This is a genomic window from Taylorella asinigenitalis ATCC 700933, assembly GCF_000687755.1.
Taxonomy (GTDB): domain Bacteria; phylum Pseudomonadota; class Gammaproteobacteria; order Burkholderiales; family Burkholderiaceae_B; genus Taylorella; species Taylorella asinigenitalis.
In genome coordinates, this window is the sequence record NZ_JHXN01000008.1 from 1 (window position 1) to 25743 (window position 25743).

Sequence of the window (25743 nt, forward strand, 5' to 3'; positions counted from 1 at the left end):
ATTGTAATTCTTCATCGTTAAAGATGTTTATCATTAAATACACGTTAAGCGTCCACACTATAAGGCTTAATGAAATTAATAACAAAAAAAATTGTATTATCTGATCAACTATTTTGTGTATATTTGAAAGAACATTAATGGCATCGTATTTGATGAAATTAACAATTGAAGTGATTAGCATTGCAGATGCTAAGGATGAGATAGGAATAAAAATAAGACAGAACTTAATTATTACATCTAGTGCAAATTCGCCATTATAAGGTTCAGGGTCATAGTCGAAGAACTTTATCAATTCTTCTTCATTCAATTCAAATACAAAATAATAAATGGCTATGAAAGTATAAATAACCAATAAAAGTTTAAAGGTTTTAGCTAACATACGCTGTTAATAGAATCTAGAGCTCTAACAAGAATGATTCCGTATGTTCTGATGCTTGTACTTGGAATGTTCATCGGCTCTTGGTTTAAAAGCTAAGCCCTTAAAAAATCAAATTGACTTTTATATGTAAGGGTTATACAACCTAATGATACACCACTTCCAACCTTGGGATGGAGTCTAAAAAGGCTTCTTTCATTTGAATTATAAGTCGTAAAGTCGTCAATTTTATTATCAACTCTAAATAGAGCAAACCAGTCATCTTTCAGCGTTGGTTTGGGATTAATACCGAAATACTTAAGAGTTTCCTTGTAATGTCCCAAAGGTCTATCAACAATCCAATAACTACCTGGAGGAATAGGAGCGTAGGTTATGTGAGCACACTCCAATCTATTGGTATAGGGATCCATTCCAGTAAAAGCGTCAAATGTACCAATACCAGGACAAATCAACTTAGCTGATTTCTTGGAGTTATTAATTTCAAATCGACAAATTAGCATGAGATTAATATGATAACTGGGAGTATTTACTAACTGCTATGATAATGAATCTTAATTTAGTTATTATTTCAATGGTAATTTCAGATTGACTATTGCAATTATATATTTGAAATTTTAAATCGTGTAAGGCGGAAAACGTAGTCCAGGGGCGAATGATATTGCAAAGAAGCAAATGAAAAATGTCAAAAGCAGTTCAGGTATGTCTGCTAGCTAATGTTTTAAATCTTTATGAGACAGATAAATTTTAGTATTTCGGAAAATTAAAATAATTGAATTGTTAATATAAAAAATTTATTTTTTAAATTCATTGAATAATTTTTCGTAACATTCGCAAAATCACATTTGCTAATACCTTTATACGAGGCTTTGGATAAAGCGGTAATGCATGTGCTAGTAGGATTAGTTTTGCTTAGAATAAGTCGGGTTTATAAATTGATTCCATAATAATTAAGAAACTGAAAATAAAAACTTTAATGGCTAAAGTTGGAACGCTCATTAACTTTAGAATGAGTGAACTTAAGAAATACCTTACACATATCATAGGAGCTCCAAGCTTATAAAACATTAAAACCCCATTTGATGGTTAGTTAAAATTGAAAAGTGAGATATTTTTTTGACATCCCATTTGGTAAAGATACAGCCCTATTCACTCTATAGAATGGGACAAATTATAGATAACCTACCTTCGAGGATTACTTTACATATCTCAAAGGGTCAAATCCAAAAAATAAAACTCAAAGAAGTTTATTTTGGGGGATAGTATGAGATTTATTAAATTTAAGTATTTTTATTCTATCCGTTTTAGGTTCAATCTCTTAATCAGCATCGAAAGAAAACAAAAGAATATGGCATAATTTGAGAAGTTTTACTTTTTCAAGTTGTTTTGCTGGACAAGACAACAAAATCTTGTCTCTAGAAGGGATTATATGGGCCAAAATATATGAAGGCAACTTAGAATTTGACCTTGATAATGTTATTTCCTATAAATGAATTAATTTATTAATCGCTAAAGGAGCCAATTACGTATTACATTGGCTTTTATAAACCTAGTGAAGATCATACTTAAACATTACTAGTAGTTACTTGTTTTGAATATGTGAATAACCCATCTAAGATGAATTTATAAGAAATAAATACAAAAGAATTTTGAAATCTCGATAGGATATATTAAGTTTTTATGAAATTCATTTGCTCCTTGAATTTATTTCAAACAAAATATTATTCTGAACAATGGGAAAATATGGCTAAATACAGGATGTTATACACTTATTGTATAAGAGTGGGATATATTATATTGCGATTGACACATTGGTTTAACTTATTTGGTCGAAAATGCAAATTAATCACCTTTTTTAAATTTAGAAACCGTTATGAGCCGACCACAATACATTGATCTAACTAAACATTATCCTCAAAGAAGTTTATATAAAGATTATATTACGTTGCATAAACATTTGGGGGGTACTGCAGCAATAAATTTAGGGAAAGAGTTCATTAATACTTGTGCTACACGTATAAGTGTCGCCCTTAATGGTGCAGGTCATACAATTGACTCCTATTATTTAAAGAAAATTGGTTTTCAATATTTTTCAGACAAAAATAAAAACCCGATAATCTATAGATTAGATGTATTAGTTAAATATTTGACTTATAAGTGGGGTAAACCAGAAATTTCTAAAAAAAATACTATTGAAGATTTTGGTAGAAATAAGGGAATAATGTATTTTAATATAGCTTTTAAAGATGCTTCAGGGCATATAACACTTTTTAATGGATCTGGAACTAATTTTGGAAAATTCCCTGATATGGTCCATGACGATTATTTTGGTCTTAAGGCTTTGAATTACGTGAGTTTATGGATATTAAAAGATTAGTACCAAAATTAGTGATATTTTTTTACTTTGTTGCCTTTATGGCTCTAAAAGCCGATGCTAAGGCACCTGAAGCGGATTATCCTAAGGAAATCTTATTTGCTACGTGTTTAGCTTCACAAAATTTAGACGTTTTTAGAGAGCAAGGAGAGATTTGGTTAGAAGAATTGCGTAAAAATGATCAAAACAATTCTAAAAATTTTGATCATCTTTTTGAAAATTCAGTTCAAATAATATCTTCATTGCCAATTCCATATTTTTCCGTAACAAAAGACAGATATCAGGAACCCGATCGCTTTTACACAAACCCACTTTTCGTCTGCCATAGATATGTGGATTTGTTTGCGAATGAAAGGCCTAAGAATTTTTCAATGTATGAACTTTTGTTTAAGGGTATAGAAACGTTTTACGAAAAAAACATTATTTTTGTAAATTGTATGAGTGAATTAACTAATAATTCTTTTGGTGGTTTAGATTTTATAGATGGTACAGAAGCCGATATCAAGTTAAGTAGAGAGTTCAAGGATGCATTGCCACTTATACAAGATTTAATCAAAAAAGATAACTCTGATATGAAATCGGTACCTGCGAAATACTGCTACCATTTTCAGCAAAGGCATAGTAGACAAAGATGAAATTCATATATTATTTTTTGGTGTGCTTTAGTCTATGTTGGGTCACAGTGGCAAATGCAAAATACTTTATAGACAATATAGAGCAGGTTGAGGAGGAAATGGCCTTTGCAATTTGCCTTGAAAATCAACCCCATCCATATCTAGCAAACCAGGGCAATGAATGGCGTAAAAAACTAATTTCCAGAACGGCTGGACTGCTCGATTCTTCTGAGTTTTATGATTTTAAAATTCTGTATTTTCTATGGAATTTTCCTCAGCTTTTTGATGAGGATAGAATTAGTAAAAAATATTTTTCAAATGGACTTTTCTTTTGTAAGCGTGCTGTTGAGCAAAGAAAATATTTTGAAAAGTATGAAGACGATTCTCTAAAAAGTTTTTTACAAATTCAAAAAAAGGAAATGATTGAAGGTATTTCATTCGAGTTTTGTTTGCAGTCATATTCAAACGAATATTTGTCAAACCTATCACACTCCTATCAAGACAGAAATATTCAATTTGACAGCGAATTTGTAAATAAAATTAAAAACATTTCAATCCTTCAAAATACTGAATCCGAATCGCCCATTATGACGTGCTATCAAAAAACTAAGGGTAGTCAATTGCAGTCATTCATTAAGGAGTATCTCAGTGAATAAGTATTTCTTTTTATTGATTTACCTGTTTTCTAACAGTGCTTTTGCAAGTGATTTAAACGTAAAAGAAGCTGCATTGATTTCATGTTTTTCGTTACAGCAACATCCACTTTTAGTGCAAAACGCCCTAGAGTGGGAGCAGGAATATAAAACAAATGATTGGTTTGATGAAAGCCAATACACAAAAATTTTTAAATCTGTTTTAGAAATTGAAAAATCTCATCCAATGCATTTTCGCGAAAATACACAGAGTAACTGTGTTTCATGTTCTCAGAGTAGTCATATTGCTGAACCCATATATCACTGTTCTCTTGTATCCAATACTTTATCTAGAAATCCCCCGCCTCAAGAATATAAAAATATTAAATTTTCACCACTCACCAAAAAAGAAGCTATTGAAAACTTAATTGTAGAAAAATGTATTTCCCAGTCAGGTGATAATTTTTTTATCACTCAGTCAAATAGTACATCTACTCGTATGTCAAATGATTTATCTGTATTGGATGAACATTTAGATTTTATAAATAATACTTTATTGCCTAAAGTGAAAGAATTTGCCAGTGAAAATTTTAGAAATTATCATGATCTAAATGGTGTGCTTAAGTTTTGCTTCAAGTTGTCTGAAAAGCCTGAAATTCGTTCGATATTAAAAAATAATTTTGAGGATTGATATGAACTTACTCTATAGTCAGATAACACTTTTTATAAGTAGTTTAATATTAATATCTCATCCATCATTCTCAAATGAAATTGTTGACAAACTAGAGGAAGAAATTGCATTTTTTTCTTGTCTTCAGATGCAGGATGACGATATTTACAAATCAATAGGGAATTCTTGGAAAAAGGATTTTCTAAAGGAAAATCCAGTACATGATATCAATAGACGCAATGTGGGTAAGGCTGTAAAGTCTCTTGTTTCATCATTGCCACTAAAAGAATATATGTACTTGAAGCCAGAGTCAGATGGCGTGCCAAAGATTAATCATAATGTATTTTATCTATGTAAGCGAGTGTCTTATAACTTAAATATAATGTCGCCCCCAATATCATTGGATTATAAAAATTGGAAAATTGAGGAGTTTCCGATTATTAGCGATGAAGAAATGGGAGAAATTATAGCTTTCGAGGGATGTATGGCTAAACTGGGACATGAGTCGTTTATTAAAATGTCCAAACCCAAAATTTACACTGATCAAATTAAAAAGCTAGGCGACGAATTAAGAAATTTTGACTTAAAAGATAGTGACCTGGCTGTTCGTGAATGTTTTAATTTCTCGAAAAATGTAAACGTTAAATCAATACGTTAAATCTTTATTCACAAAGAAGGAATAACCAGCCCCTTAAGAATTATAAATAGCTAAAGAAATAGCCCTTGTCGTTCCACTCATGTCTGCTGAGCTTGAAGACCCTAGCCGTTGACTAAATTCGCTACCTGCCTCCAAACCCAAAAATCTAGTTACATTAACGTTTGCATATTCTTGTTAAAATTACCGATTTTTTCATTACAAGTTGTATATGCAATACTTAATTCAAGCGCTTTACGCGGCAATTTATTATTTCTTCATATCTCCTTGGATTTATGTACCCGCAGTAGTGGTAGTGGTCGGGGACATTGCCACATTAATAAATCGAAAAAAATCAAACGAATCGGTATGGGTGGGCGAAGAAGATTCTCATAACACAAAAAAGACACCTTTGTTTTGGAGGCTTGTTTTCCTTGCTGGGGTGGCAATACCTTCGTATCTCACCATGCATTTAGTCCAACTATCCAGAGGTCGTAGCTATCCCTGAATAGTCAATGACTCCTAAGCCATAACCCCTCGAAATATGGCTTAGGGGCACACTAAAATATAAATAATATTTTTAGATTCTTTACTTAAACCAAATATCTTTTGGGCTAATACTGACCTTACTATAGTCTTTAAATTTTTTTAGAAAAGATATTATTTTTTCTGGTAGTAAGTTATTTGAAATCCAAATACTCTTATTATCGAAACCTTTTCGTTCTAATTTTTTTAGGAGGTTTTGATCTTTAATAAAGTTTGACTTAAATTCTTTGGAGCCTTGAGAAGAAAATAATTTGTATAGGTCGTTTTTGTTTTTTAACAAAGAGCATGACTTTAACAATTCATCTTCCAAATTGTTAGCCTGACCTAATAAATAAACCTTACTAGCCTCTCTTATTATTAAATTGCAGTTTGATTCAAAATAATCCAAATTGGTTAGATCATCTGTATCGAATATTAGGTAAACTATATTATCTTGACTTCTAGAAAATCGCCTGGTTTGTGTTGAAATCTTATTTTTATTAAACCAACAGCTAAGAATATTTATTCGTCCTGATTGTAAATAATCGTTTTGAATTAATGAATCAACCAAGTGTTTCTCAGTTTCACCCTCAACAAAATACCAATAGACATAGTTCTTTCTAGACATCTAATAAATCTTCCAGCTTAGAAGTATCTGGAATGGTACCAAATACATTGTTACGTAAGTAACCAATTAAACTGCGGTCATTTTTCTTTATCTTGTCTTCAGCTTGAACAACACTTGTGTGTTCTTGAGGTTTGTTCATAAATATATATGAATGTACTGGCAAGTTTAAATCAAGAACATCATAATTGTGAGTTGTATAAAATAACTGGGAGTGTCTAGGTAAATTTTGTATGATTAGGCTAATCATTTCTTGTTCTATTTCAGTGTGCACATAAGCCATAGCCTCATCCACATAAAATATAGAACTTATATCATTATCCCTAAATTGAACCATTACATCGAAGAGTCTGGCTATAGCTAAACCGTTAAAAGTGCCATTGGATAATCGATCTTTGTTTGTTATATCACCATAGGTATCAAGAACCAATTTATCTTTGTTTTTGAAATTGATGGTAAAGCTCTGTAAATTGTGTTCATCATCTTTATTTTCAGATATATTCTCTATCAATGGGTCAAAGGTTTTTAGTACTGCTTCTAGTATTAGATTATTTTTTAATTGAGGCAATTGAGCTAAATCCTTTTGAATATTGGATTCAATTTGATAGAACCATCCAAAACAAGGGTTAGTTAAACCTTGAGAGATTAAAGAGAAAAATTCAAGAGAAAAAATATTTTCCTTAAATTCATAATAATTTTTGCTCTTCTTACTGTCTGAAATTAGATTAACCCGTTTCCTAGCTGAATAAACAGTATCTTTTAACCTTAGACGTGTGAAGTAGTAGGTGGCATTTATATGTGGAACATTTTCCAATTTAGACGGATGCCAAACTAGTTTCAGACGATTGAGTTTCTTATCTTCATCGTTAGGGAAAACATATTCAATTTCTATTTCTGCTTCCGAGGACTTATCATAGATAAATTTTTCTATTGATGGAATACGAGAAAGGCAAACAAGAGCTTGTAAAGCATACAAAAGTTTACCTAAGGAACTTTTCCCGCTTGAATTAGAGCCCGAGATTATACAGACCTTTTTAAATCTGAAGTTATTGAATTCTTCAAGAAATTCATCTGGAATAGTACTATGTTTAGATTTTCGCTTAATGCTTAAATCAATAAATATATCTTTAAAGGAGAAAAAATTCTTAATTTTTATCCCAGTAATTATCATGATAAGTTCCAAATTCTGGAAGTTAATTGAACTTTAATATAACATGTCCAGAATTATATTTCAAAATCTTTGGCTACAAATTACCCTAAATATTCTCGTAACAGTTCCCTAGCTACAATACCTTAACTTCCCCCTCAAACTTCTTCTGATGAATACTCCAGCAGCCACATTAAACGAAATTAGCCCTAGATCTGGAATTAAAGGTGGTTTACTTATCTTTTTTGTCTATCAAATTTTGGATCTGGTTGGTTGGATAATCTACTATGGAATGATAAGTACAGTGCTATTTAAATTGCGCAGTTTAGTTATACAAACTTTTCAAAGTCATTCTGTAATTCCTAGTAACTATAATTTTGCACTTAATTTATTGCTTGCTACTGCTAGTTTAAATATTCTTGTGGGCTTTTATTCAATATTCTTAAAATACAAAATACTGCGTTTCACAAGGGATAAAAGCAATCCAAAATCTCCTAGAAAAATCGTTAAATTAATGTGGATTGATTATTTATGTAATCTTATGGGTTATGGGTTTTTATTAATTAGCGTGTTTTCTTTAAATGGATTCAGAACAAATAATGCCCTGGAATTCGGAACTGTCGCTGGTCTAATAGGTTTCAAAATTATGTGGACTTGGTATTTTAAAAATTCAACTAGAGTTTTTAATACATACGGGGCAAATGCCTAAGCTTATATATTTCAGGATTTAAGAATGAATACACACTCAAATCAAAATGCTTTAGCGGCAGAGACTAATAATGTTGGTTTAGTCCCTAATGTAACTCAGAGGATTAACGGTGCATTAGGCTTTTTTTACTTAACAGAATTTATTCAATTGTTATTTACCTTAACTCTTCTCTCTTCAAATGTGGCTTCTAGCTTAGTACTTTATGGGAAAATTTTTTTTGATTATCAAAGAATAGATTTATCAGTAATATTTCTTCTGTTATGTGCACTGACTGCATTCACATTAATACTCTTATGGGTAAAACTAAAATTTAAAAGTATCCGTTTACTTCGTGATGTAAATAATCCATCAGTACCTAAAGAAGTTCTAAAAAATTATTTTAAAGTGTTTTTGCTTGAAACCATATCATTACCTATAGTGACCCTTTTAATTCCTATGTTCTCACTCAATTTCAAATTGGACAGGGGTGCAACAATAATAGCTTTAATCCTTAACGTGATATTTAAACTAGCTTGGAGGCACTATTTCAAAACCTCCATGCGTGTGCAAAACACTTACGGTGCTTTAGCTTAAAAACATATCGCAAATAAAAAAGGAGTCGTCAAGACCCCTTCATAGCATCTAATTAAAAAATTAGTTCGCTTTCTGACCCGCAGTACCCGCAGTGCCACCAGCACCCTCAGCACCAGAAGCTTGCTGAGCCGCTTGTTGCTGTTGAGCTTCTTGAATGCGAGCTTGTAGATTTTGCTCGTACAATGCTTGGAAGTTAATATCCGCAAGATTAAGCTGTGGTAAACCAGTACGAGTAACCATATCAGCTAAGTTAACGCGTAGGTAGTTAAATAAGTTTGCTGGGCAAACAATACCAAGTAATTGATCGATTTCTTGAACTTCAAAGCCAGAAATTTCGAAAATACCAGCTTGTGTACCTTCAAGCATATAAAGTGTGTGTTGACCAATTTTCGCATGAACTGTGGCACGTACTAAAGAGTGGTAGTATTTTTCTGAAAGTGGCTCTGCACCGATATTTACAGAGATCTCATATTGAGGATTTTCTTCAGCCATAAAAATATGTGGTGCATTAGGCATCTCAAGAGAACTTTCTTTCAAATAAGTGCGTTGAAGATTAAATGATCTTTGTTGTTCTTGTGGTTGATCCTCGCCGATTTTGCGAATTGATGGCTCGCCCTTAGCTTGGCCCTCTTGAGCAGCCGCAGCCCCAGCCGCAGCTCCAGCACCAGCCTCAGCACCGTTAGTTTGAGCATTTTCTTGATCTAAATTTTTGTTTTCTTCTGACATATTAGTCCTCAAGTTGTATTCAGTTTAATTTTAGAATTGTATTTGAAATTTATTACAAATAATATTACTCAGCTTTTGCGTCGCGCACAAGTAAGCTGCGTACCGCATCCTCTGGTTTAACGCCCTTAAATAATACATCGCACACCGCTTCTGTAATTGGCAATGCCACCGCCATCTCTCCCGCCTTCGCTAATGTTATCTGCGCACAACGAACTCCCTCAGCCGTGAGCCCCGAGCTCAGAATATCTTCCAAACTTCGCCCGCGAGCGATGGCCAATCCGACCTGACGGTTTCTCGACAAATCGCCAGTCGCCGTAAGCACGAGATCACCCATTCCAGTTAGCCCATAAAACGTGCTCGACATAGCTCCCATAGCCACTCCCAGCCGCGACATCTCCGTAAGACCGCGAGTGATCAGCGCTGCCCGAGCATTATGCCCAAGCCCAAGCCCGTCACTTATCCCGCAAGCAATCGCAATAATGTTTTTCAGAGCACCGCCCACTTCCACGCCCACCATATCGCCGCTTCCATAGACGCGACATGAGCCATTATGTAGCACATTCGTAACACGTTCGACTACTATATCGCTTGAAGTCGCAACGGTCAAAGCCACTGGCAGCCCTTGTATCACTTCCTTCGCAAATGATGGCCCTGATAGCACACCCACTTCCTGAAATTTACTTTGGGTGGCAATAATCTCGTGAGCTAACATCCCAGTATCGGACTCAAAACCCTTGCAAGTCCATACGATAGGAACATCCTCCGCAAGCCACTCACTCCACGCCTTAACCCCATCTCTCATCCCAGCCACTGGCAATGCAAATATGACCAACGCCTCATCTGGAGATGCCCTCAAAAAATCACGTGCCTGCTCGTAAGAACAAGTCCCCACAACCCTTTGAGGGATTTCAAAATCGCTTAGATAATTAGGATTTTTATGAGTCGCATTGATGACCTCTACTTGTGCACAGTCACGCGACCAAAGAAGAACATCGCCCTTAAGACTGGCAAGGGTAGCCAGAGCCGTCCCCCAGCTACCCGCCCCAATTACTAGAGTCTTATAAGAGCTCATAGACAGGATTAGTTCTCGGAACCTTTTCCGCCACAAGAGCCACAGCAGCCACCTTCGCCGCCTGAACAGCTACCAGATCCTTCGCCTTTTGCTTCGGACGAAGCACCCGAGCCCACATCCGCACCCGCAGATCCAGCCGCAAGCTTAGCATCAAGCCCGCCTTCAGCATTAAGCTTGATTAAATCATCGCATCCGCCAATATGTTCGCCGTTAATAAAAATTTGTGGCACAGTAGTACGACCGCCCGAGCGAGAAATCATCTCAGCTTTCGCCTCTGGATTAGTTTCGATCTTAATTTTCTCTATATCGTTAACACCCTTGTCGCGTAGTAATTTTTCCGCTTTGATGCAGTACGGACAGGTTGTTTTACAGTACATTGTGATTTGAGCCATAACTACTCCTTCGATTTTTTCTTGGATTTGATGGGAAGACCTTCATTTTTCCATCCAGTCAAGCCATCCTTTAAAGTATACACATTTTCTATATTAAGTTTTTTCAATATAGCGGCCGCCTCTAGAGCAGTACGTCCCGTATCACAAACTAGTATTAATGGTTTCTTTGGCAATGAACTCGCTTTCGCTTCCAAATTAGATTTTGGAAAATTCTTAGATTGGGCTATATGTCCTGCCTGATAGGCTTCAGGTTCGCGTATATCTATAAACTGTGCGTGGTCCGTGTTACTAAAGCGAACAGCCTCTTGAGCTGATAGTGTAGATTGACCGCTTTTACGAGAACCAATCACAAGCAATATTCCCGACACTACAGCGGCAATTAGAAACAAATAGTTATTGTTATATAAAAGAAAATCCACTTAAAAAACCTTGAATTTATTGAATAAAAATTAGCCTTAAATTATAACAAGTTAAAATAAGCATTTATTTGAGATTTCCTAACGGACAGCTTATGTATAAATTAGTTTTAATGCGTCATGGTGAGAGTCAGTGGAACCTAGAAAACCGTTTTACGGGATGGGCTGATGTAGATCTCACCGACACAGGTCGTCAGCAAGCGAAAGAAGCAGGAGCCTTACTGAAAGCTGAGGGGTTTGACTTTGACATTGCCTACACATCAGTATTAAAAAGGGCTATTCGCACACTATGGATTGCTTTAGATGAGATGGATAGCTTGCATTTGCCAGTAGTAAAGTCGTGGAGACTGAATGAGCGTCACTATGGGAATCTGCAAGGCTTGAATAAATCGGAGACTGCCCAAAAATTCGGGGACGAACAAGTCCTAATTTGGAGAAGGGCATATGCGATTGCACCCGATCCTATTGACTCAGAAGATAAGCGTCATCCAAAATTTGACGCAAGATATAAAGATTTAGATGCCTCTCAATTACCAAGCACGGAGTGTCTTAAGGATACGGTCGCACGCGTAATTCCATTATGGAATGAGCAAATCTCCGAGGATATTAAGGCTGGAAAGCGTGTATTAATCACAGCCCACGGAAATAGTTTACGTGCATTGATTAAACATTTGGATCAGATAAGTGATGAGGATATCGTATCTTTAAATATTCCTACAGGCCAACCTCTAGTTTATGAGCTAGACGAGAATCTTAAGCCAATAAAACATTATTATCTTGGCGATCAGGAGGCCATTGCCGCTGCTGTGGCTGCTGTTGCTGCTCAAGGAAAGGCCAAGTAATGAGATTAGTGCGAGCTGTGTTATGTATCGGGATGGCGGGGCTGTTTGCGGGTGCATTGCCAGCTCAAACTAATTTAGATAAGCAGCAAGATAAGGTCGAAAAACAACGCAGTGCTCTACAAGAGAAAATCAAAAAACTAGAGCAAGAGATTGAGAGCAAGGAGTCGCAAAAAGACGATATCCTAGATGACCTGCGAAAATCAGAAAAATTAATCTCAGAGCACACCAAATACCTGCAAGAAATCGAGCAAGAAATTAAGGAAACGGAAGGGATTCTCAAGCAGCTAAATCTTGAAAAGCAAGAGCAGATGCGGGCCTTAGAGAAACGTAAAGATGACTTGGCCGCTCAAGTTCAAGATCAATATAAGAGTAAGGTTTCGCCATGGGCGACACTGTTATCGGGAAACGATGCTCAGAAAATCTCACGTGATATGGGATATCTATCGTTTGTGTCTCGAGCTAAGATCCGCATGATTACTGAAATTAATCAGAATTTGGCGCGCATTGCCATAACTCACGAGAAGATTGATAAGTACTCAAAGGAGTTGGCAGCCACTAAATCCAAGGAAATGAATGTAAGGACAGACCTTAAGAAAGAGCAAAAGGAATATAAGAAAAAACTCGTTAATGTAGAGTCAACTCTAGCAAAAAGACGTAAGGAAGCTAAATCTCTGAAAAACGATGATTTGCGATTAAGTCAAATTATCGAAGGAATTGAGACGAAAATTCAGGCTGAGCGGGAGGCATTGCGAAAAGCGGAGTTAGCAAAGCAGAAGGAAGTTTTAAGGCAGGCTTTGCAAGCTGAGGAAAACCGCAAGAAGGCACAGACTGAGGTGCAAAAAGCTAAAGAGCTTGCATCAGAGGCTGATTCCTCGGCTAAAGAGGCAGCTAAGCAAGCAGATGAAGCTTCTCGCAAAGTTGAGGAAGCACGCAAAAAAATAGCTGAAACTTCTAATGAATCTAGTCATATAAGGACTGAGTTTTTCAATGCTTCTCCTGAGGAACGCAAAAGAATATTAGCCGAACAGTTGCGTGAAATTGAAATAGCAGAGGCGGCTGCACGTCAATTAGCGGATAATGCAGAAATTGAAGAGGCTAAGGCCAGATTGGCTAAACATAAGGCTCAGAAGGCAGAAACACTACTTAAAAAAGCCCGTGAAGATGAAAAACGTATTAGTGCAAAAAGAAATGCTTCATTGGGATCGGGGCTGCAGAAGAATTCTCCATGGCCTATAAGAGGTGAGCTTATGGCGTATTTTGGTCAAAATAGAGCTGATACTGGAGATTCTTGGAGAGGAATATTGATTAAGGCTCAAGCAGGTGCACCAGTGAAAGCTATTGCCTCAGGGCAAGTTGTGTTTTCTAATTGGGTTCGTGGCTTTGGAAATTTAATAATTCTTGACCACGGTAATCACTATTTAAGCGTTTATGCATATAATCAGAGTTTGCTCAGTTCAGTTGGTCAAACCGTTAAGGTTGGTCAACAAATCGCAAAGGTTGGAGCGACTGGTGGTCAGGTTGAACCTGCACTCTATTTTGAAATTCGCAGCGGAACACAAGCTGTCGACCCTTTAATATGGCTTGCTCAATAATATGAAATTGTTTATTAAATTCTTATTGTTTACTTTTCTAGGTGCACAAATTAATGTGTTGGCACAAGTTCCAGCACAAAAGGCCCCATCAGAAATGCTGGAGCAGGGCGAGAATACATCTGAGGAATATAAAAATACTTTCGATTATCTTCAGTATGACGCACTTGGCTCAAAAGCCACGGAGCAAGCCGAAGAAGAAGCAAATCTCAAATATGAGGAGTTGCGCAGATTTGCCTTAGTATTTGCAAATATACGCAATCGTTATATTGAGAAAATGACTGACCGTGAGATTGTGGATGCTGCTATCAAAGGACTGATGGATGATTTAGATCCGCATAGCGTTTATCTAGATGCAGAGGATATGGCCGACCTACAAGAAGAAACTGAAGGTGAGTTCGGTGGTCTTGGAATAGAGATGGGTACATCTAACGGCAAGATAAAAATAATAACACCTATCGAAGATACACCTGCGTCGAAAGCGGGATTATTGCCAGGGGATTTAATTACGGAAATAAATGGACAAGAGACAGAAAAAATGACCTTATCCGAAATTGTAAAGACTGTTCGCGGAGAACCAGGCACAAAAGTCAATCTTGTTATAGAGCGAAAGGGGAATGAAAAACCTCTTGAATTCAATATAACTCGAGAGCTAATTCATATCGATAGTATCAAGACAGATATGATTGAAGATATGCTCTATATCAGGATTTCGCAATTTCAGCAAAACTCATATGAAGATTTAGCTAAGGCGATTTTAAAAATCGAGAAAGCACCTAAGGCGATTATTTTAGATGTGCGAAATAATCCTGGAGGGCTTCTTAATTCTGCTGTGTTGATTGCGAAGCTGTTCGTTGCCACTGAAAAGCCGATAGTAACTACGAAATCGCGTGATGGGGTGGTAGAGGATTATGCGAGCATGCTTGCGGAGGCATTGGCACGGGAGGATGTGGATCAGGCTAAACTCCCGACATGGCTTAAAACGGCACCTATGGTGGTTTTGATTAATGTAGGTTCTGCTTCTGCATCCGAGATTGTGGCTGGTGCGATGCAAGATTTTCAAAGGGCGAAGATTATAGGCAACCGAAGCTTCGGTAAGGGGTCTGTGCAAATCGTGTTAAATATCGATGACGAGACTGGCATGAAACTTACAACTTCTCGATATTACACTCCGAAAGGTCGTTCAATACAGGCTCTTGGGATTACTCCTGATTTTCAAGTGACGGACACGGAATATGGTGATTTATTTCCGCCTGCACGTGAATCTGATTTAGATGACCATCTTAAAAACGACAAATTGTCCGATAAAGAATCTAATAAGATTTTAGAGAAAAAAGCGGCTAACGATGATGGAAAAGAGGCACCAAAAGAGAAAACCTCAAGCGAAAGTTCTAAAGATTCTAAGATGGAATCTGATACAAAATCAGGGATAGTTCCGCCTCTTAAATCCAAGTCAAAAGCTACGGATTTCAAACCTGCTAAAGGTGCAAAATCATTTAAATTTGGTTCGGCTGAGGATTTCCAACTTCAGCAGGCCATCAATTTTCTTAAAGGTAAACCCGTTATAAATGGTCCAACCAATAAATGACGAACAAATGTTGAGATATTCTCGACATTTGATGCTCGATAACTTCGGTTTTGAAGGACAAGAGAAAATAGGATGCGCACGCATTGCCATCATAGGATTGGGTGGGCTTGGATCTGCAGCATCTATGTATTTAGCGGCATCGGGTGTGGGCGAACTTGTATTAATCGACGATGATATTGTGGATCTCTCGAATCTTCAAAGGCAAATCGTGCATAACGAGAGCGAAGTGGGATTCAAAAAAGTTGTATCGGCTAAAGAGTCGCTCTCTAAGATTAATTCTGAGATAAAAATCACTCAAATCGGTAAGAAATTTTCTGACAGTCTTTTAGAGGACAAATTCGATGTAATCCTTGACTGTACCGATAATTTTAAGACGAGACAAGAGATAAATTCGTATTGCGTTAAACATGACACTCCGCTTGTGTCTGCGGCGGCTTTGCAATGGACAGGGCATATTGCGACATTTGACTTGCGTAAAGAAAATTCTCCTTGTTATGCGTGTCTTTACGATCCGTCCGACGTGGCTCCATGTGAATCGTGCGCAACGCTTGGAGTGATATCTCCTTTGCTTGGGATAATGGGGAGTTTTCAGGCTCTTGAGGCGATTAAGCTTATTGTTGGTAGCAGTGAGCAGACACTTTGCGGACAGCTGTTGAAATTCGATGCCTTCACAAGTATGTGGGAGCGGCTTAATATAAATCGAAATCCTCGATGTAGTGTGTGCAAATAATGAAAATAAGATTATTGGTGATAGGCGTGGTTATTGCCACCCTAGGAGTGTTTTATTCATTTGTGCTACCAAAAAATGCAAAGTCCGTGAAAATTGGATATGCCCTCAACAATGAATCGCACTATGGTGTTAGTGCTGCTCGCATGCGAGATGGGCTAAAAAATAGTTTAGACTTAAAGTTATTTCCAAATAGCATTCTTGGAAGTGAGCGCGTCATGATTGAGAGCCTAAAGCTCGGAACGCTAGATATGGCCATCGTCTCGACGGGTGCATTGCAAAATTTTGCTCCGCAAGTGGGTGTATTTGATATGCCATTTTTATTTCGGGATTTGAAGCACGCCCGCAATGTGCTAGATAACGATATCGGTCAGCAGATGCTAAAACAAATCAGTCATGAAGGCATTGTGGCAATGGCTTGGGGTGAGCAAGGATTTAGGCATCTCACAAACAATAAGCATCCCGTACGCGTTTTTGAAGATGCACACGGCCTCAAAATCCGCACTACACAAAATGCAATTCATATTCGTGCTTTTAAAAGCATGGGGTTTTCGCCTGCTCCTATGTCGTGGACGGAAGTGCCATCGGCCATGAGCCAAGGCGTAATCGACGGTCAGGAAAATTCAATAGCTGTGATGCTCTCTGAAAAAGTCTTTCAGTATCAAAAGCATTTATCGATGACGGGCCATTTCTATGCACCCGCACTGATTCTTGTTTCTGAGCATTTTTATAAATCATTGGATGAGAATCAGAAAGCAGATTTGTTGAAAGCCGCAGCAGCTGGGGCTGAGCAGATGCGTGCATTTGTAGACAAGATGGAGTCTGATGGTCTCTCGAAATTAAAAGAAGAGGGCATGGAAGTGGTCGAAGATGTGGATAAAGAGTCATTCGCCGCCCATGCACGCAGAGATGACCCCTATTATTTCAAGCTATTTGGCGAGGATTTGATCAAAAAAATTCGGGCTACTCCCTGAGTTTTCAATCTTGATTTTGTCCGCTTCGGATCCGAGGATGACTTCGTATGTTCTAAGCCTATCTCCTCTGAAGACGCTCACTGATACTGATTCTTCGGGGCCATAGCCTTTGAGCAGGTCCTCCCACTTATCGCTTTTCGCTTTGATACCGTCTATTGCGATAAGCTCATCCTTCGCAGAGATGCCTGCTTTGGCCGCCGCCCCGTCTGCGTATACGTTTGCAAAGAAGATGCGGCCGCATTCTGTCTTTAATTTCGCATTCATGGTGGCTGCATTTGATTTTTCCGTGCTTAACTTTAGGCCTAACTTCTCTAACATCTCTTTTAGTGGCAATGCCTCCGCCTCATACGCCCACGCTTTTATTTCATCGAACATATGAATGCCAGTTGCTTCCTCGATTAAATCGATGATATTGAAATCATTGCCACAGCTAGGTTTTTCGATAGATAAAATTCCACCTCGCTCATCAATATCTCGTGCGTAAAAATTCTCGCCCAATTTTTTCCAGATATGGCTTAGTACCTTCTCTAAAGAATGACCCTGAGAGCGCAAATGCAAATCGATGCATAACGCGACCAACGCACCCTTCGCATAATAGCTGACAATGCTATTGGCCGCATTCTCATCTTGTTTGTAGTACTTTGTCCACGCCTCAAATGAGCTCTGAGCCGTCGACTGCATGCGATAGCCGGCAACGCTAAACACATCACTGTATGTTTTCGATAGGATTTCGAGGTATTTTTCAGGGGTGATAAGCGAGGTCATTGCCAACAGCAAATCATCAAAATACGATGTAAACCCTTCAAATATCCACAAAGTATGAATCGGATGCATGCCATCAAGTAGCAATCGCTTATGCTCCGCTGGCACAATCCGCTTCACAAGCCACGTATGAAAATACTCATGGCTCACAAGCCCCAGAAATCGCACATATCCGTCATCAGGCTCGCCCATATTCTTAGTTGGCAATGTATTCCGCGGACATATCAAGGCCGTACTCGAACGATGCTCCAAGCCGCCATACGAATTTTCCGTAACATGCGTCAAAAACACGTAGCGCTCAGAAGTGTCCAGAAACGCAGCTCGCTTATTTTGTGGATCGAACAGCTCAATTTCGCGCTCGCAAATTTTCTTCGTATCCGCTGCAATCCTCTCTAAATCTATATTTGGCAATGCCCCCGCAAACGCCATCAAGTGCTCCGCTCCATGAGCTTTAAAAGATACGGTAAGTGGGGTGCCAATTTCAACAGGACTATCGATAAGCTCAAAATAATCCCTCGCAAGATAACGCCCACAAGAGAATTCGGGCGTTTGCGAATGTCGTTGCAAGGATGTGTATACTTTCCAATTCGCATCGAACCCTTCGATATCCAGAGTGCAGGGAGCATATTCATATCCGCGAATAGCAAAAAACAAGCTTGTGCCATTAAAGAATGCGTGCGTATCATCCACATGGGCAGCACGCACCGACAAATCATATGCATATACAAGATAGGTGATTTTTATATCTTCGTTGGGTGCAGCATTAAGTTCATATGAATGTGGGTCTATGGCAATGCCATTGAGTTTAAGATTAATTATGTGTTTTGAGAAATCTCTTATCATATAGGAGCCAGGTGTCCATTGGGGGAAATAAATTTCTAATTTATTTTCTTTTGTTTGAGCCTCTTGAAGAGGGTTTTTAAAGCTCATTTCTACAGATAAAAGATGCTCGGAAAGTTTGTGGGGTTTAACCTTATATAAAACAGTAAAAGCCATAAAATTATTTTTATTAAAGCGATTTTTGTATTTTACATTTAACATAAAACTAGATATACTTATGTCAGTTTTGAGTTCGCAAAACATTAGGGATTTTATCTATTGGAAGCTTATAAACTCACGGCCGAGGAGCGTCTTAGATTAGATGCACAAGCTTCACGTGGATTAATCTGGGTTGTGATATCTCAGCTTATATTCCTCCTTGCAGTATCAGCTTTATTCGCATTGTTCGCTTCGTGGAATCATGCTTACTGGTCATGTATAGGAGGATTAGCTTATTTAATACCTTCAGCTTTTGTCGTATTGCGTATGATTTTACGCATCTACTCTGGTAGGATGGCTTCATTTGGAGGTTTATTTGTAGCTGAGGGTATTAAGGTCTTTGGGACCTTAATGATTTTGTGGTTGGTTGTACGGAATTTCGGCAATTCTATTATGTGGTTGCCTTTATTAGTTGGCTTAATTGCAACTATGAAATCATACTTCCTTCTTATTGTTTTGAATAAATTTTAGTTCTTATATAGCCTTTTTAGCAGGAGTTTTTTGATGGCAGCAGCAGGTGCATCACCACAGCAAGCGTACATACAGCACCATCTAGGACATTTAAATAATTTTGGGCATCCCCAAGATACTATCGCTAACTTCAGCTATATAAATTACGATTCTATTTTTTGGTCCGTTCTTATGGGCCTTATCGTAATCGGCCTTTTATACATGGCTGCTCGTCGCTCAACTTCTGGTGTGCCTTCTCGTTTTCAAGCGGCTGTTGAAATGGTCGTTGAGATGGTTTCTGATCAGGCTAAAAGCATTATCCCTAATGAAAACTCTCGCAAGTTTGTAGCACCATTAGCTCTTACTGTTTTCCTGTGGATTACTTTAATGAATGCTCTAGACTTAGTGCCTGTAGATTTGGCTGGTCAATTATATAACTGGCTAGGTCTTGCTGGTGATCACCATCATCCAGGTCCTTTGTATTATCACCGTATTTTACCTACTGCCGATTTAAATATCCCTTTAGCTATGTCTATGGGTGTATTGCTCCTCTCCTTATATTACGGAGCAAAAATTCACGGCTTAGGTCATTTTATTGTCGGATTATTTACAGCACCTTTCCACGCAAAAGGTATCACTGCTATTTTATTAGCTCCAGCAAATTTTGCATTAAACATTATTGAGTATGCTGCTAAAACTGTATCATTAGGCATGCGGTTATTCGGAAACATGTTTGCTGGCGAACTCGTATTCATGTTGATCGCTTTATTAGGCGGTGCATGGACTGGATTCAATGCATTGAGTATTGGATTGGGTGTTGGTCATGTTCTGGCTGGATCCGTTTGGGCAATTTTCCATATCATGATTATCTTGCTTCAAGCGTTTATCTTTATGATGCTGACTCTAGTTTATATTGGTCAAGCTCATGAGGGACACTAAGTTTATTATTTTTTAATCTGTTAAATTGGTTTATCACTACAAGGAGTTGTTATGACCACTTCAGCTTTCGTAGCACTAGCGTGTGCATTTATCATCGGTTTAGGTGCTATTGGTGCTTGCATTGGTATCGCTATCATGGGCGGTAAATACCTAGAAGCTTCTGCTCGCCAACCTGAGCTTATGAATGCACTTCAAACTAAGATGTTCCTATTAGCTGGTCTTATCGATGCTGCATTCCTAATCGGTGTTGGTATTGCTATGCTTTTTGCATTCGCAAGCCCATTCGGTGCTTAATAGCACGATTTGTAAGTACTGACCATGAATTGTCTTGGTCAGTTGTATGATAGATGATCTATCTAATATAGCAAAAGGAAAACGACCGTGAATTTAAATGCGACGCTCTTTTTCCAGATGATCGTATTCTTTGTATTGGCATGGTTCACGATGAAATTTGTGTGGCCACCGCTAATTAAAGCTATTGACGAACGTCGTAAAAAGATTGCAGAAGGCTTGGCTGCCGCAGATAAAGGTAAATCAGACTTAGCTCAAGCACAGGCTCGTATCACTCAAATTGAACAGTCAGCAAAAGCGGATAATCAATCTCGTTTAGCTGAAGCAGAGAAGCAATCTGCTCAAATAATTAGTGATGCACGCGAGGAAGCGGAAGCTGAACGTGCACGCATTCTTGCTCAAGCTAAGCAAGATGCAGAGTTAGAAGTTCAACGTCTAAAAGATTCGTTACGTGATGATGTTGCTTATTTAGCAGTAAAAGGTGCTGAGCAAATCTTGCGTAGAGAAGTAGACGCTGAGGCTCATTCTGATTTGTTAAATCAACTCAAAGCTGAGCTTTAATTAGGATAAGTATGGCTGAACTATCAACACTAGCTAGACCTTATGCAGAGGCGATTTATGGAACTGCACAAAATACTAATGCAGTATCTACTTGGTCTCCTATTTTGGAAGAATTGGCTCAACTAGCATCTCACGAGGATGTGGTAGCTATGCTTCATGACCCTTTGCTTTCGAAAGAACAAAGAAAAAAAGTTTTTCTTGATTTAATTTCAACTCAAGACAAACCGAAAGAGTTAGAAGAGTTTGTTGAAGTTTTGATCATTAATAATAGGGTTGAAGCTCTACCAGAAATCGCTGAGTTATATGAAATTTTAAAAAGCAAGAATGAAGGGTCGGCAGTAGCTCAGATTATCACTGCTTTTGAAATAAGCGATTCGCAGTTGAACGAAATTTTAAGCGGTCTCGAAAGAAAGTTTGGAACTAAGCTTAAGCCAGAAGTTATTATCGACAAATCAATTATAGGTGGCATCCGCGTTGTAGTGGGTGACCAGGTTTTAGACACATCCGTGCAAGCTCAATTGGAGCGTTTGCGCGAGTCCTTGGCAGCACAATAGTGGCCAAGTAACAAGGGTTTCAGGAGTATAAAATGCAACTCAATCCGTCAGAAATCAGTGATTTATTGCAAAGCCGCATCCAAGGTCTTAATGCATCCACTGACGTACGTACTCAGGGTACTGTAGTTTCAGTAACAGATGGTATTACCCGTATTCACGGCTTATCTGATGTTATGCAAGGGGAGATGTTAGAGTTCCCAAATAACACTTACGGTCTTGCACTAAACTTAGAGAGAGACTCAGTTGGTGCCGTTATTTTGGGTAACTATATTGGTATATCTGAGGGTGACCAAGTTAAAACAACTGGTCGCATTCTTGAAGTACCCGTTGGTCCTGAACTTTTAGGTCGTGTGGTTAATACACTTGGTATGCCTATCGACGGAAAGGGCCCTATTAATGCTCAAATGACTGACGTAATCGAGAAAGTTGCTCCTGGTGTAATCGATCGTCAATCAGTGTCACAACCTCTTCAAACTGGTATTAAATCAATCGACTCCATGGTGCCTATCGGTCGTGGTCAACGTGAGTTGATTATTGGTGACCGTCAAACAGGTAAAACTGCTGTAGCTGTAGACGCAATCCTTAATCAAAAAGGCACAGGCGTTAAATGTATTTATGTAGCAGTTGGTCAAAAAGCTTCTACAGTTAACAACGTGGTTCGTACTCTAGAAGAGCATGGTGCTATGGAGTACACAATTGTAGTTTCTGCTACTGCTTCTGAATCTGCTGCTATGCAATATCTTGCTCCATATGCTGGATGCACTATGGGTGAGTACTTCAGAGATCGTGGAGAAGATGCACTAATTATTTATGATGATTTGACTAAGCAAGCATGGGCCTATCGTCAAGTATCACTTCTACTTCGTCGTCCACCTGGTCGTGAAGCATATCCAGGTGATATTTTCTATTTACACTCTCGTCTTCTAGAACGTGCAGCTCGCGTAAATACAGATTACGTAGAAAAGTTTACTAAAGGTGAAGTAACAGGAAAAACTGGGTCATTGACAGCATTGCCAATCATTGAAACTCAAGCAGGTGACGTATCTGCATTCGTACCTACAAACGTAATTTCAATTACGGACGGTCAAATCTTCCTTGAAACTGACTTATTTAATGCAGGTGTTCGTCCAGCGATTAACGCGGGTGTATCAGTATCACGTGTGGGTGGTTCGGCACAAACTAAAGTAGTTAAAAAACTATCAGGTGGTATTCGTACTGACTTGGCTCAGTACCGTGAATTGGCAGCATTCTCTCAATTCGCATCAGATCTTGATGAAGCAACTCGTCGTCAATTGGAACGCGGTAAACGTGTAGTTGAATTATTAAAACAACCGCAATATCAACCTCTTAAAGTTTGGGAACTTGCTATTTCTCTATATGCAGTAAATAACGGTTACTTAGATGATATTAAAGTTGAAGATGTTCTTCATTTCGAGAAACTTCTAAAAGATCATTTAGAGCGTTCTCATAAAGATATTATCGATGATATCGAGAGCAAAAAAGAGCTTACAAAAGAAAATGAAGCTAAGCTTAAGGAAGCTATTGCCAACTTTAAGAAAAATAGTTCATTCTAATTTAGGAATCTAAATGGCTGGAATTAAGGAAATCCGTAAAAAGATAAAGAGTGTTCAAAATACTCGTAAGATCACAAAAGCGATGGAGATGGTTGCTGCATCTAAGATGCGTAAAGCTCAGGATCGCATGAAAGCTGGTCGTCCATATACGGAAAAAATTCGTACTATTGCCATGCATATGATGATGACTAACCCAGACTACAGCCACGCTTATCTTGAAGAGCGTAAAAATCAGAAAAAAGTCGGGGTTGTCCTAATCACTACAGATAAAGGCTTGTGCGGCGGTTTAAATACCAATATCACACGCCTTATGGTTAATCGTCTTAAAGAATTTAATGCTCAAAATATTGAGATTCAAGCTACGGCTTTTGGAAGTAAAGGTATAGGATTTTTACAAAGAGCTGGTGTAGAGATTGTTTCTGAGCAAGTTAATTTAGGCGACAAACCAAATTTAGAATTGCTTATTGGTGCTTTGAAAGTACAGATTGATGATTATATGGAAGGAAGGATAGATGCCTTGTACATTGCCACTAGCCAATTCATCAATACTATGCGTCAGGTTCCATCTTTCTTTAGACTTTTGCCGCTGCCAGATGGTTTAGAGGATCCGTTTGCGACAGAAGTGGGGACTATTCAGGCAGAGGAAGAGCTTAAGCAAGAATATAGTTGGGATTACATTTTCGAGCCAAATGTTCAGGAAGTAATCGATGATTTATTGCATCGTTATGTTGAAGGTGTGGTCTATCAATCTGTTGCGGAAAACATGGCTTCAGAGCAATCTGCACGTATGGTCGCTATGAAAGCCGCATCAGATAATGCTAAGAAAGTTATTAACGAGCTTCAGTTGGAATACAACAAAACTCGTCAAGCAGCAATTACAAAAGAAATTTCAGAAATCGTGGGAGGTGCCGCAGCTGTTTAATCAGCATAAGCGTTGCCCGATGTTTATTTAAGGAAATAAAATGAGTAAAGGTACCATCGTACAGTGTATTGGAGCAGTGGTTGATATCAAATTCCCACGCGATAATATGCCTAATGTTTATGAAGCACTTGTTTTGGATAACAAGGGTGAGGAATCCTCTTACGCTGAAAAAGGTTTAACTTTTGAAGTGCAACAGCAACTAGGCGATGGTGTGGTTCGTACTATTGCACTTGGCTCAAGCGATGGTCTTAGCCGTGGCATGTCAGTAGATCGCACAAATGCACCTATTTCCGTACCAGTGGGTAATGGAACATTAGGTCGTATCATGGACGTATTAGGTCGCCCAATTGATGAGGCTGGTCCAATTGAGCATGAAGAAAAACGCAGCATTCACCAAGCGGCTCCAAAATTCGATGAATTATCTCCATCAGTGGAATTGCTTGAGACTGGTATTAAGGTGATTGACCTTGTATGCCCATTCGCTAAAGGCGGTAAAGTTGGTTTATTCGGTGGTGCGGGTGTAGGTAAAACCGTAAACATGATGGAGCTTATCAATAATATCGCTAAGCAACACTCTGGATTGTCTGTGTTTGCTGGTGTGGGTGAGCGTACTCGTGAGGGTAATGACTTCTATCACGAGATGGAAGAATCTAATGTCCTAGATAAAGTTGCGATGGTGTTCGGTCAGATGAATGAGCCTCCAGGTAACCGTCTACGTGTTGCGCTTACTGGCCTAACTATGGCTGAAAAATTCCGTGATGAAGGTCGTGACATTCTACTTTTCATCGATAATATTTATCGTTACACACTTGCTGGTACAGAGGTTTCGGCTCTTTTAGGACGTATGCCTTCAGCTGTAGGTTATCAGCCAACACTAGCAGAAGAGATGGGTGTGCTTCAAGAGCGTATTACTTCAACTAAAACTGGTTCGATTACTTCTATCCAAGCGGTTTACGTGCCTGCCGATGACTTGACTGACCCATCGCCAGCAACTACGTTCTTACACTTAGACTCTACAGTGGTTCTTTCACGTGATATCGCATCACTTGGTATTTATCCAGCAGTTGACCCGCTTGATTCTTCAAGCCGTCAGCTTGATCCACATGTTGTGGGTGAGGAGCACTACACAGTGGCTCGTGCGGTACAACAGACATTACAACGATATAAAGATTTACGCGATATTATTGCCATCTTAGGTATGGATGAATTGAGTCCAGAAGATAAGCAAACTGTGGCACGTGCTCGTAAAATTCAACGTTTCTTATCGCAGCCGTTCCACGTTGCTGAGGTATTTACAGGTGCTCCTGGTAAATATGTTCCACTTAGCGAAACAATTCGTGGATTCAAGATGATTGTAGATGGTGAGTGCGATTCACTTCCAGAACAAGCATTCTATATGGTTGGTACGATTGACGAAGCTTTTGAGAAAGCTAAGACTCTTTAATTAAAA

30 protein-coding genes are annotated in these 25743 nt (G+C 38.3%); 21 read left to right on the plus strand and 9 right to left on the minus strand.

The genetic code is table 11. The annotated features are described in order from the left end of the window. Positions 1-379, minus strand: a 379-nt coding sequence (locus tag T432_RS08580; RefSeq protein WP_028884464.1) for a hypothetical protein, incomplete at its 3' end; no start/stop codon positions are given. A gap of 92 nt (positions 380-471) precedes the next feature. Then, positions 472-876 carry a DUF2778 domain-containing protein gene (locus T432_RS07955; RefSeq protein ID WP_248646285.1) on the minus strand — a complete coding sequence of 135 codons (405 nt, stop codon included), beginning with the start codon at positions 874-876 and terminating at the stop codon, positions 472-474. A gap of 1370 nt (positions 877-2246) precedes the next feature. Here T432_RS07955 and T432_RS07960 point away from each other — a divergent pair. From T432_RS07960 to T432_RS07965, 6 genes are all read left to right on the plus strand, one after another. Further along, positions 2247-2750 carry a T6SS effector amidase Tae4 family protein gene (locus T432_RS07960; protein WP_049959890.1) on the plus strand — a complete coding sequence of 168 codons (504 nt, stop codon included), beginning with the start codon at positions 2247-2249 and terminating at the stop codon, positions 2748-2750. Next, on the plus strand, positions 2732-3382 hold the full coding sequence (locus T432_RS0105335; RefSeq protein WP_028884465.1) for a hypothetical protein: 651 nt from the start codon (positions 2732-2734) through the stop codon (positions 3380-3382). Before T432_RS07960 ends, T432_RS0105335 begins: the two co-directional genes overlap by 19 nt. Before the next feature lie 47 nt (positions 3383-3429). Then, the gene (locus tag T432_RS0105340; protein ID WP_248646286.1) at positions 3430-4017 is read left to right on the plus strand and encodes a hypothetical protein; all 588 of its coding nucleotides are present in this window, start codon (positions 3430-3432) and stop codon (positions 4015-4017) included. Beyond that, positions 4010-4684 carry a hypothetical protein gene (locus tag T432_RS0105345; RefSeq protein ID WP_028884467.1) on the plus strand — a complete coding sequence of 225 codons (675 nt, stop codon included), beginning with the start codon at positions 4010-4012 and terminating at the stop codon, positions 4682-4684. Before T432_RS0105340 ends, T432_RS0105345 begins: the two co-directional genes overlap by 8 nt. Before the next feature lies 1 nt (position 4685). Then, positions 4686-5321: a hypothetical protein gene (locus tag T432_RS0105350; RefSeq protein ID WP_028884468.1), complete on the plus strand. Its 636-nt coding sequence runs from the start codon at positions 4686-4688 to the stop codon at positions 5319-5321. Between the two features lie 208 nt (positions 5322-5529). Then, entirely contained in the window at positions 5530-5805 is a 276-nt protein-coding gene (locus T432_RS07965) for a hypothetical protein (RefSeq protein WP_248646287.1), read from the plus strand. 81 nt (positions 5806-5886) lie between these two features. Here the strand turns inward: T432_RS07965 and T432_RS0105360 are convergent, their stop codons facing one another. Then, complete coding sequence (locus T432_RS0105360) at positions 5887-6450, minus strand: hypothetical protein (protein WP_028884469.1); 564 nt, start codon at positions 6448-6450, stop codon at positions 5887-5889. After that, positions 6443-7618 (minus strand): OLD family protein, encoded by a 1176-nt coding sequence (locus T432_RS0105365; RefSeq protein ID WP_028884470.1) that lies wholly within the window; start codon positions 7616-7618, stop codon positions 6443-6445. The genes T432_RS0105360 and T432_RS0105365 overlap by 8 nt, the downstream gene beginning before the upstream one ends. Before the next feature lie 148 nt (positions 7619-7766). Between T432_RS0105365 and T432_RS0105370 the strand changes: the two genes are divergently transcribed. After that, positions 7767-8303: a hypothetical protein gene (locus tag T432_RS0105370; RefSeq protein WP_028884471.1), complete on the plus strand. Its 537-nt coding sequence runs from the start codon at positions 7767-7769 to the stop codon at positions 8301-8303. A gap of 24 nt (positions 8304-8327) precedes the next feature. Further along, positions 8328-8876 carry a hypothetical protein gene (locus tag T432_RS0105375; protein ID WP_028884472.1) on the plus strand — a complete coding sequence of 183 codons (549 nt, stop codon included), beginning with the start codon at positions 8328-8330 and terminating at the stop codon, positions 8874-8876. A 60-nt stretch (positions 8877-8936) separates the two neighbouring features. Here T432_RS0105375 and secB read toward each other — a convergent pair whose 3' ends face one another. The 4 genes from secB to T432_RS0105395 all read right to left on the minus strand — a co-directional run bounded on the left by secB (position 8937) and on the right by T432_RS0105395 (position 11485). Next, positions 8937-9602, minus strand: a complete 666-nt coding sequence (gene secB / locus T432_RS0105380) for a protein-export chaperone SecB (protein ID WP_028884473.1) — start codon at positions 9600-9602, stop codon at positions 8937-8939. A 64-nt stretch (positions 9603-9666) separates the two neighbouring features. Continuing rightward, the gene (locus T432_RS0105385) at positions 9667-10674 is read right to left on the minus strand and encodes an NAD(P)H-dependent glycerol-3-phosphate dehydrogenase (protein ID WP_028884474.1); all 1008 of its coding nucleotides are present in this window, start codon (positions 10672-10674) and stop codon (positions 9667-9669) included. A gap of 8 nt (positions 10675-10682) precedes the next feature. Continuing rightward, positions 10683-11066 (minus strand): glutaredoxin 3, encoded by a 384-nt coding sequence (gene grxC, locus T432_RS09080; protein ID WP_015551596.1) that lies wholly within the window; start codon positions 11064-11066, stop codon positions 10683-10685. Between the two features lie 2 nt (positions 11067-11068). Then, entirely contained in the window at positions 11069-11485 is a 417-nt protein-coding gene (locus tag T432_RS0105395; protein ID WP_014110831.1) for a rhodanese-like domain-containing protein, read from the minus strand. A 92-nt stretch (positions 11486-11577) separates the two neighbouring features. Here T432_RS0105395 and gpmA point away from each other — a divergent pair, with 92 nt between their 5' ends. From gpmA to T432_RS0105420, 5 genes are read left to right on the plus strand one after another with little or no spacing between them, the layout of a single operon-like run. Continuing rightward, positions 11578-12324, plus strand: a complete 747-nt coding sequence (gene gpmA / locus T432_RS0105400) for a 2,3-diphosphoglycerate-dependent phosphoglycerate mutase (protein ID WP_028884475.1) — start codon at positions 11578-11580, stop codon at positions 12322-12324. Further along, a complete protein-coding gene (locus T432_RS0105405; protein ID WP_028884476.1) occupies positions 12324-13916 on the plus strand; it encodes a murein hydrolase activator EnvC family protein in 1593 nt (530 codons plus the stop codon). Before gpmA ends, T432_RS0105405 begins: the two co-directional genes overlap by 1 nt. A 1-nt stretch (position 13917) precedes the next feature. After that, the gene (locus tag T432_RS0105410) at positions 13918-15501 is read left to right on the plus strand and encodes a S41 family peptidase (protein WP_028884477.1); all 1584 of its coding nucleotides are present in this window, start codon (positions 13918-13920) and stop codon (positions 15499-15501) included. Between the two features lie 7 nt (positions 15502-15508). Further along, positions 15509-16231 (plus strand): HesA/MoeB/ThiF family protein, encoded by a 723-nt coding sequence (locus T432_RS0105415; protein WP_028884478.1) that lies wholly within the window; start codon positions 15509-15511, stop codon positions 16229-16231. Continuing rightward, complete coding sequence (locus tag T432_RS0105420) at positions 16231-17202, plus strand: TRAP transporter substrate-binding protein (RefSeq protein ID WP_044971151.1); 972 nt, start codon at positions 16231-16233, stop codon at positions 17200-17202. The genes T432_RS0105415 and T432_RS0105420 overlap by 1 nt, the downstream gene beginning before the upstream one ends. Here T432_RS0105420 and T432_RS0105425 read toward each other — a convergent pair. After that, on the minus strand, positions 17158-18960 hold the full coding sequence (locus T432_RS0105425) for a M61 family metallopeptidase (protein ID WP_028884480.1): 1803 nt from the start codon (positions 18958-18960) through the stop codon (positions 17158-17160). The two genes, T432_RS0105420 and T432_RS0105425, sit on opposite strands and share 45 nt — an antisense overlap. Positions 18961-19062: 102 nt before the next feature. Between T432_RS0105425 and T432_RS0105430 the strand changes: the two genes are divergently transcribed. The 8 genes from T432_RS0105430 to atpD all read left to right on the plus strand — a co-directional run bounded on the left by T432_RS0105430 (position 19063) and on the right by atpD (position 25737). Next, positions 19063-19473 carry an ATP synthase subunit I gene (locus T432_RS0105430; RefSeq protein WP_028884481.1) on the plus strand — a complete coding sequence of 137 codons (411 nt, stop codon included), beginning with the start codon at positions 19063-19065 and terminating at the stop codon, positions 19471-19473. A gap of 33 nt (positions 19474-19506) precedes the next feature. Further along, positions 19507-20391, plus strand: coding sequence for a F0F1 ATP synthase subunit A (gene atpB / locus T432_RS0105435; protein ID WP_081799300.1), 885 nt, complete (start codon positions 19507-19509; stop codon positions 20389-20391). Positions 20392-20442: 51 nt separating this feature from the next. After that, positions 20443-20685: a F0F1 ATP synthase subunit C gene (gene atpE / locus T432_RS0105440; protein WP_014110840.1), complete on the plus strand. Its 243-nt coding sequence runs from the start codon at positions 20443-20445 to the stop codon at positions 20683-20685. 87 nt (positions 20686-20772) lie between these two features. Next, positions 20773-21243 carry a F0F1 ATP synthase subunit B gene (locus T432_RS0105445; protein ID WP_028884483.1) on the plus strand — a complete coding sequence of 157 codons (471 nt, stop codon included), beginning with the start codon at positions 20773-20775 and terminating at the stop codon, positions 21241-21243. A gap of 11 nt (positions 21244-21254) precedes the next feature. Beyond that, entirely contained in the window at positions 21255-21797 is a 543-nt protein-coding gene (locus T432_RS0105450) for a F0F1 ATP synthase subunit delta (protein ID WP_015551606.1), read from the plus strand. 32 nt (positions 21798-21829) lie between these two features. Then, complete coding sequence (gene atpA, locus T432_RS0105455) at positions 21830-23371, plus strand: F0F1 ATP synthase subunit alpha (protein WP_028884484.1); 1542 nt, start codon at positions 21830-21832, stop codon at positions 23369-23371. 13 nt (positions 23372-23384) lie between these two features. Next, positions 23385-24293 carry a F0F1 ATP synthase subunit gamma gene (gene atpG / locus T432_RS0105460; RefSeq protein WP_014110844.1) on the plus strand — a complete coding sequence of 303 codons (909 nt, stop codon included), beginning with the start codon at positions 23385-23387 and terminating at the stop codon, positions 24291-24293. A 40-nt stretch (positions 24294-24333) separates the two neighbouring features. Beyond that, entirely contained in the window at positions 24334-25737 is a 1404-nt protein-coding gene (gene atpD / locus T432_RS0105465) for a F0F1 ATP synthase subunit beta (RefSeq protein ID WP_028884485.1), read from the plus strand. Positions 25738-25743 lie beyond the last annotated feature (6 nt).